10 protein-coding genes are annotated in these 7,150 nt (G+C 70.0%); 9 read left to right on the top strand and 1 reads right to left on the bottom strand.

Features of this window, described 5'->3' with window-relative positions:
* The 9 genes from ABDV68_RS17585 to fliA form a co-directional block, all read left to right on the top strand.
* Window positions 1–189 (top strand): hypothetical protein (locus tag ABDV68_RS17585; RefSeq protein ID WP_343521400.1); only part of this gene is annotated, 189 nt, incomplete at its 5' end.
* Between the two features lie 186 nt (window positions 190–375).
* A complete protein-coding gene (locus ABDV68_RS17580) occupies window positions 376–1,056 on the top strand; it encodes a MotA/TolQ/ExbB proton channel family protein (protein ID WP_343521399.1) in 681 nt (226 codons plus the stop codon).
* Complete coding sequence (locus tag ABDV68_RS17575) at window positions 1,053–1,559, top strand: flagellar motor protein MotB (protein ID WP_343521398.1); 507 nt, start codon at window positions 1,053–1,055, stop codon at window positions 1,557–1,559. Before ABDV68_RS17580 ends, ABDV68_RS17575 begins: the two co-directional genes overlap by 4 nt.
* A 13-nt stretch (window positions 1,560–1,572) precedes the next feature.
* On the top strand, window positions 1,573–2,094 hold the full coding sequence (locus tag ABDV68_RS17570; protein WP_343521397.1) for a flagella basal body P-ring formation protein FlgA: 522 nt from the start codon (window positions 1,573–1,575) through the stop codon (window positions 2,092–2,094).
* Between the two features lie 66 nt (window positions 2,095–2,160).
* Window positions 2,161–2,445, top strand: coding sequence for a flagellar biosynthesis anti-sigma factor FlgM (gene flgM / locus ABDV68_RS17565; RefSeq protein ID WP_343521396.1), 285 nt, complete (start codon window positions 2,161–2,163; stop codon window positions 2,443–2,445).
* The gene (locus ABDV68_RS17560) at window positions 2,432–2,752 is read left to right on the top strand and encodes a flagellar protein FlgN (RefSeq protein ID WP_343521395.1); all 321 of its coding nucleotides are present in this window, start codon (window positions 2,432–2,434) and stop codon (window positions 2,750–2,752) included. The genes flgM and ABDV68_RS17560 overlap by 14 nt, the downstream gene beginning before the upstream one ends.
* Before the next feature lie 251 nt (window positions 2,753–3,003).
* A complete protein-coding gene (locus ABDV68_RS17555; protein WP_343521394.1) occupies window positions 3,004–3,879 on the top strand; it encodes a lytic transglycosylase domain-containing protein in 876 nt (291 codons plus the stop codon).
* Between the two features lie 6 nt (window positions 3,880–3,885).
* Window positions 3,886–6,006: a flagellar biosynthesis protein FlhA gene (gene flhA, locus ABDV68_RS17550; RefSeq protein WP_343521393.1), complete on the top strand. Its 2,121-nt coding sequence runs from the start codon at window positions 3,886–3,888 to the stop codon at window positions 6,004–6,006.
* Window positions 6,003–6,746 carry an RNA polymerase sigma factor FliA gene (fliA, locus tag ABDV68_RS17545; protein WP_343521392.1) on the top strand — a complete coding sequence of 248 codons (744 nt, stop codon included), beginning with the start codon at window positions 6,003–6,005 and terminating at the stop codon, window positions 6,744–6,746. Before flhA ends, fliA begins: the two co-directional genes overlap by 4 nt.
* 77 nt (window positions 6,747–6,823) lie before the next feature.
* On the opposite strand, the gene ABDV68_RS17540 is transcribed toward fliA, so the two are convergent.
* A partial coding sequence (locus tag ABDV68_RS17540) for an antibiotic biosynthesis monooxygenase (RefSeq protein WP_343521391.1) occupies window positions 6,824–7,150 on the bottom strand: 327 nt, incomplete at its 5' end.

Below are 7,150 nucleotides of genomic sequence, written 5' to 3'. Positions count from 1 at the left end.
CCCCGAAAAGACTGTTCTGACCCATGCTATGCGTCCTCCGCACATTTGTTCGCGGCCTTCCTAGCAATGGGCGTGCCAGTTTCCGGGTTTGGGGCTCAAATCACGGGGATTGCCGGAAAGCGCCGAGAGAACGGCAAGATGTTGCCGGGGGCGGCAATGGCTTTTGCCGGTTTTGCCGGTGGGGTTTGAGACGTGCACCTTGCCGTCTGTCGCCCGTCACCCCGGCCTCGTGCCGGGGTCCACAGTGCGTCAAGCGAAGGGCAAGGGCGCGGAAGGCTGCGATTGCCGCCCGGTGGACCCCGGCACGAGGCCGCGGTGACGATGAAGGTGCGGCGGCCGCGCGCCAATTGGCCCGGTGCTTGCAAAGAATCGCGCATGAATATCGCCGCGCTTTCCGAACCCGCCTACAGCCTGGTCCCGGGCACCTTCCTCGATCCGGTGGCGACCGGGATCGTGCTGGGCGGTACCGTGCTCACCGTGGTGCTGCGCAATCGCCTCGCCGATGTCGGCCGCGCGCTGGCAGCGCTCGTCACCTTGTGGCGGCGGCCATTCGGCGCCGACGCGCTGCTCGACCAGGCCGCCTCGCTCGAGCGGATCGCCCGGCGTCACGGGCTGTTCTCGCTCGACCGGTCGGTGATCGCCGACCCCGACATGGCGGCGGCGGTCGAGGCCGCGGTGGACGGCGCCGAGCCCGAGCAGGTCGCGCTGCTGGTCAACGACCGCGTGGCGGCGCGCGCCGAGCGGCACCGCGCCGCGATCGAGGTGTGGACCGGCGCGGCGGAGGCGGCGCCGGCGATGGGGCTGATCGGCACGATCCTGGGCCTGGTCCAGATGTTCGCGTCGATGCAGGACCCCGCGACGATCGGCGCGGCGATGGCGGTCGCGTTGCTCGCGACGCTCTATGGCGCGCTGGCCGCCAATCTGGTCGCGATGCCGGTGGCGGCGCGGCTCAAGCGGCTGGCGCGCGCCGAGGCGAGCGAACGGCTGCGGCTTGCAGCACCGCTCGCGCGGCTCGCCACGCTCGAGCGCGCGCGCAAGCGGGAGCTCGCGGCATGAACGCTGATATGTGGGACGAGATCGCGCCGGCGCGCTCGGTGTGGGTGATCACCCTGGCCGACCTCGCGCTGCTGCTGGTCGGCTTCTTCGTGCTGCTCCAGGCCAATCGCGAGCTCGACCGCGAGAGCCTGCTCGCCGGCCTGCGCGCCGGGTTCGGCGTCGAGGACGCCGCGCCCGCGCCGATGGCGGTCGCGGCCGCGCGCGTCGAGGGGTTCGCCGAGGGATCGGCCATCGCCGACATGTCCGGCGCCATCGTCTGGGCGCGCGGCGCCGCGCGCGATCCGCGCACGCGCATCACCGTCACCGGCTCGGCGGAGCGCGCGCGCGACGTCGATCCCGCCACGGGCAGCGCCGCCATCCTCGCCGCCGACCGCGCGCGCGCCGTCGCCGCGGCACTGGTCCGCAGCGGCGCTGCCGATCCGGCGCGCATCTCGATCGTCACCGATCCCGGCAAGCGCCGGGCCGTCACCCTTTCCGTCGGCTTTGCCGGCGGCGCGAACTGAAATGGAGGCATCCATGAACGCCATTCTTCTTTCCGCCCTGCTCGCCGGCGCGACGCCCGCGGGCTTTCAGTCGACCGAAGTCCTCGACCGGCTGGTCGAGCAGTTCGCCGGCGCGCCGATCGGCGACTTGGGCGGCGCGCGCGCGCCGGTCGACAAGCGCCTCAAGCTCGCCGCGTGCGATGCGCCCGAGCTGAGCTGGCGCTCGGCTGCCGAGGATGCGGTGGTGATCCGCTGCCAGGGCCCGCAGCAATGGCGCGTGTTCGTGCCGGTCAACGCGCTGCCCAAGGCGGCGCCGGCCACGGTCGCGGCGGCGCGCCCGGCTGCCCCCGCCAAGGCCGAAGCGGTGATCAAGCGCGGCGACCCGGTGCTGGTCGAGGCCGGCGCCGCCGGCTTCTCGATCACGCGCGAGGGACTGGCGATGGCGGACGCTGCGGCAGGCACGCGCGTGCTGGTCAAGGTCGACGACAAGCGCCCGCCGGTGGCCGCGATCGCGGTCGAGCCGGGCCGCGCGCGGCTGCCCGGATTCGGCGAATGATTTTTTGCTAAAGCGCGCCGCCGCGCGGTCGTTCTTGCGTATGTCCGCAGAGCAAAGGTTGCGAACATGGTGGAACCAACTGGCTTCAAGCCCGCGATTGCCGACCGGCGCCTGACGCTGGTGAGCCCGGCCGCGCCCGTCAGGGCGGCGGAGGGGCCGACGCAGGCCGCGCGGACCAGCACCGCCGCAGCCCTGACCCAGACCGCCGCGGCAAGCGCCCCGGTCGACGCCGAGCGCGTCGCGCGGATCAAGAAGGCGATCGCCGACGGCAAGTTCCCGCTGGTCCCCTCGACCGTCGCGGACCGGCTGCTCGCGCTCAAGCTCCAGTGGAACCCGCATGACCAGGCGTGACGCCCTCGTCCGGGTGATCGACGCGCTGCACGCGGAGATCGATGCGTTGAAGGCGAACGACGTCGCCGCGCTCGAGCGCGCGACGCGCGACAAGCTGGCCGGGATCGAAGCGGTCGGGGCCGCGAACGACGACGAGCCGGCGATGTCGCCGGAGGTGAAGGCGCTGGCCGAGGAGGCACATCGCCTCAACGAGACTTGCCGCATCTACGTCAATTTGATGGCCGCCAATGTGCGGCGGCGGCTGCAGGCGCTGACCGGCAACGATTTGCCGTCCTACCGGCCCGGTATTGCCGGAACGTTTGCCTGATCATCCACGCGCGGATTTGATTTGGTTCACGCGGAGGCGCGGAGGCGCGAAAGGTTCAACCCTCGCGGCACCGTTGTCCGCGGCGCAAGCCGCAGGAAATCGCTCACCGTCGAATGAGAAAGGCCGCTGACACGGCCAAGCGGAACATCTTCGCGCCTCCGCACCTCCGCGTGAATCAACTCTTCTTCCTTCTGAACTGGCACGCCTCTTGCTGAACGCCTCCTACCCAGGGGGAAGAAGAGCAAGAGCCGATGAGCATACCTTCGATCGGAGCCAGGGCGAACGTCACCACGGCGATCGCGGCGGCCAGCCAGAAGACCGGTATCGACTTCAACTATCTGCTCGGCCAGGCGCAGGTCGAGAGCGGGATGCGCAGCAATGCCCGCGCGCGCACCTCGAGCGCCACCGGCCTCTACCAGTTCATCGAGCAGAGCTGGCTCGGCGTGGTCAAGGAACATGGCGACAAGCATGGTCTGGGCTGGGCGTCGGACAGCATCCGCCGCACCTCGTCGGGCCGCTTCGTCGTCAGCGATCCCGCGGCGCGCCAGGCGATCCTGTCGCTGCGCAACGATCCCGAGACCGCGTCGCTGATGGCGGCCGAGCATGCCAGCGACAACAAGGACAGCCTGGAGAGCTCGCTCGGCCGCGAGGCGACCGGCACCGACCTCTATATGGCGCATTTCCTCGGCATCGGCGGCGCGCGCAAATTCCTGCGCGCGATGGACGGCAATCCGTCGCAGTCGGGGGCGAACCTGTTCCCCGCCGCGGCGCGCGCCAACCGCAACGTCTTCTACACGCCCAACGGCACGCCGCGCTCGCTCGGCCAGATCTACGAGCGCTTCGCCGGCAAGCTCGACCAGGGCGCGGCTTCGGCCGGCGCGACCGGGCTCGCCTCGGGCCAGCTCGACGCCAGGTTCCAGCAGCTGGTCCAGTCGCTCGGCGCAAATGCCGAGGTGGTGCTGGGCAACGAGGCGGAGGGGCAGGACCGCAACTGGCTCGCCACGATCGACCGGCTCGAGAGCGCCGGGCGGCTCAAGAACACCGCGCTGCCGCCGGTCAATCCGCTGCGGCCGACGCCGGAGACCGCCAAGCTCGCCTACCTCATGCTCGCGCGCCTGGGAGCGTAACGCCAAGTGAACGCACTCGCACTCAAGGGGGGTATCGCCCCCGCCCTCAAGAGCTTCGCGCTGCCGATCGCCATCCTCGTGCTCGTCGCGATGATGGTCGTGCCGGTGCCGACCTTCCTGCTCGACGCCTTCTTCATCATGAACATCGTCATCAGCCTCGCGGTGCTGATGGTCGCGCTCAATGCACAGAAGCCGCTCGACTTCTCCGCCTTCCCCACCGTGCTGCTGTTCGCGACCCTGTTCCGCCTCGGCCTCAACGTCGCCTCGACGCGCGTGGTGCTGGGGCACGGGCACGAGGGCGAAGCGGCGGCCGGCCATGTGATCGAGGCGTTCGGCCACTTCATGATCGGCGGCGACTATGTCGTCGGCCTGTTCGTGTTCGCGATCCTGATCATCATCAACCTGATCGTGGTGACCAAGGGCGCGGGCCGCGTGTCCGAAGTCTCGGCGCGCTTCACCCTCGACGCCCTGCCCGGCAAGCAGATGGCGATCGACGCCGATCTCAACGCCGGCCTGATCACCCCCGACGAAGCCAAGGCGCGCCGCGTCGAAGTCGCCACCGAAGCCGATTTCTACGGCGCGATGGACGGTTCGTCGAAGTTCGTGAAAGGCGACGCGATCGCCGGCCTGCTGATCCTCGCGATCAACGTGATCGGCGGCCTGATCCTCGGCCCGTTCAGCCACGGCCTCACCATCGGCGAGGCGGCGCAGACCTATGTGCTGCTCGCGATCGGCGATGCGCTGGTGGCGCAGCTGCCCGCCTTGCTGCTGTCGATCGCCGCCGCCGCGATCGTCACCCGCGTCAGCGCCGACAAGGACCAGGACCTGACCGGCCAGATCGGCAGCCAGTTCGGCAGCCACAAGACCTGGACTCCCGTGGCGGTGATCGTGGGCCTGCTCGGCCTGCTGCCCGGCATGCCCGCCTTCATCATCCTGCCCGCCGCGGCCGGTTCGGGCTACATGGCCTGGCGCATGTACCAGGCGAGCCAGCGCCCGCCCGCCCCGGTCGAGGCGATCGAGGCCGAGCCCGCCGATCCGTCGCGGATCGGCTGGGACGAGGTCACCGACAACATGCAGGTGATGATCGACATCGGCTATGGCCTGGTGCCGCTGATCGACGAGCGCCGCGGCGGGTCGCTGATGGGCCGCATCACCGGCGTGCGCCGCCAGCTCTCCAGGGAATTGGGCTTCGTCGTGCCGCAGGTGCGCGTGCGCGACGACATCAACCTCAATCCCTTCACCTATCGCATCGTCGTCGGCGGCGTGGTGATCGGCGAGGACAGCGTCTCGCCCGACGAGGTGCTCGCGCTCGACACCGGCCAGGCCGTCGGCACGCTCGCCGGCAAGCCCGCCAAGGACCCGACCTTCGGGCTCGACGCGATGTGGATCTCGCCCGCCGATGCCGATGCGGCGACCGGCCAGGGCTGGCTGGTGGTCGATCCCGGGACCGTGATGGCGACTCACCTCAACCAGGCGCTGATCACCAACGCCGCCGATCTGCTCGGCCCGGACGAGGTGCAGGCGCTGCTCGACGGGCTGCGCGAGCGCGCGGCGCAATTGGTGTCGGCGCTGTCGCCCAACCCGCTGCCGATCACCACGCTCACGCAAGTGCTGCGCGGGCTGCTCGCGGAAAACATCCCGCTCAAGGAGTTCCGCCGCATCGCCGCCGCGATCGCGATGGCCGCGCAGAAGACGCACGACGCCGACGAGATCATCGAGGCGATCCGCCCCGAGCTCGGCCCGCTGATCATCCAGCGGCTGTGCGGGGTGCGCGAGCCGCTGCGCGTGATGACGCTGGAAGGCCAGCTCGAGGCGCTGCTCGGCCAGGCGATCCGCTCGGATCCGGCCAAGCGCCACACCATCGAACCCGATCTCGGCCGCCGCATCATCGATGCGCTGCAGCGGGCGGCGCAGCCGCTCGTCGCCGAGGCCAAGCCCTTCGCCCTGGTCGTCCAGCCCTCGATCCGCATCGCGATCCGCAAGCTGGTCAAGACCTGTCTGCCGGATACCCCTGTCATGAGCTTCTTCGAAGTGCCCGAGGACAAGTCGGTCGAAGTCGTCGCGGTCATTGGCGCGCCGGAGGCCCAGCCGGCGCTCGCCGGCAACCCGCAGATGGTGCCCGCATGAGCTTCCAGCCCGCACGCAACGAGTTCGCGCTCACCTATGGCCGCACCGGCGAGACAAAGCGCGACATGGACGCGCTGGTGCGCAAGCACATGCCGTTGGTCCGCCGGCTGGCGTGGCACGTCCATGGCTCGATGAGCACGCTGATCGACGTCGAGGATCTGGTGCAGATCGGCCTCGTCGCCCTGGTCGAGGCGGCGGCGAGCTTCGAGGATCGCGGCCTCGTCAGCTTCGACCAGTATCTCCAGACGCGCGTGCGCGGGGCGATGATCGACGAGCTGCGGCGCCAGGCGACGATCACGCGCGGCGCGATGAAGCGGCGGCGAATCTATAACGACGCCGTCGCGGCGCTGACTGACGAAGCCGGCAAGCGCCCGGATGAGGCAGCGGTGGCGTCGAAGCTGGGGGTCACGATCGACAAGCTGCGCAGCGACTATGCCAGTGCCGAGGCGGTTCGCTTCGATTCGATCGACGAGGTCTATTCGGACGAGGGCCCCTGGTTCATGTCCGACGAACCCTCGGCATTCGACCAGCTCGCCGACGCCGACCAGCGCGAGGCGCTGATCGCGGCGATTTCGGAGCTGCCCGAGAAGGAGCAGCTCGTCATCCAGCTCTATTATGTCGAGGAACTCAACCTCGAGGAGATCGGCCAGGTGCTCGGGGTCGGCGCCGCGCGCATCTGCCAGATCAAGAAGAGCGCGCACGACCGGCTCAAGAAAGGGCTGATGCGGCGATTGGGATAGGGGTCGGCGCCGGGGGGTGCCGGATCCAATGGGGGCGGGGGCGGAAGCGAGCCGGGGGGCCGCTTCCGCCCCTCTTTCTATCGGTCGTGCACGGCGTGGCTGTCGGCGGGCGCCCCGGCGCGATCGTTCAGGCGGTAGTCGCGGACCACGTGCGCGACCCGCAGGCGATAGTCGCTGAACACGCCGCCCCGCCCCGCCGCCTGCGCGCCGCGATGGCGCGGACGGTTGCGCCACGCGGCGACAGCCGCCTCGTCGCGGAAGAAGGAGAGCGAGAGCAGCTTGCCGGGCGTGGCCAGGCTCTGGAAGCGCTCGACCGAGATGAAGCCGTCGATCGTCTCGAGCTCGTCACGCAGCGACGCGGCGATGTCGAGATAGGCGTTCGCCTGGCCCTCGACTACCCGCAC

Source organism: Sphingomonas sp., from assembly GCF_039595165.1.
Classification (GTDB): Bacteria; Pseudomonadota; Alphaproteobacteria; order Sphingomonadales; family Sphingomonadaceae; genus Sphingomonas.
The sequence above is the reverse complement of the archived record's forward strand: the minus strand, read 5'-3'. Positions and strand labels throughout refer to the sequence as shown.

Excerpts from the sequence above, each read along its gene's own strand:
- ABDV68_RS17580 (WP_343521399.1), top strand. The coding sequence starts at position 376 with ATGAATATCGCCGCGCTTTCCGAACCCGCCTACAGCCTGGTCCCGGGC.
- ABDV68_RS17575 (WP_343521398.1), top strand. The coding sequence starts at position 1,053 with ATGAACGCTGATATGTGGGACGAGATCGCGCCGGCGCGCTCGGTGTGG.
- ABDV68_RS17570 (WP_343521397.1), top strand. The coding sequence starts at position 1,573 with ATGAACGCCATTCTTCTTTCCGCCCTGCTCGCCGGCGCGACGCCCGCG.
- flgM (WP_343521396.1), top strand. The coding sequence starts at position 2,161 with ATGGTGGAACCAACTGGCTTCAAGCCCGCGATTGCCGACCGGCGCCTG.
- ABDV68_RS17560 (WP_343521395.1), top strand. The coding sequence starts at position 2,432 with ATGACCAGGCGTGACGCCCTCGTCCGGGTGATCGACGCGCTGCACGCG.
- ABDV68_RS17555 (WP_343521394.1), top strand. The coding sequence starts at position 3,004 with ATGAGCATACCTTCGATCGGAGCCAGGGCGAACGTCACCACGGCGATC.
- fliA (WP_343521392.1), top strand. The coding sequence starts at position 6,003 with ATGAGCTTCCAGCCCGCACGCAACGAGTTCGCGCTCACCTATGGCCGC.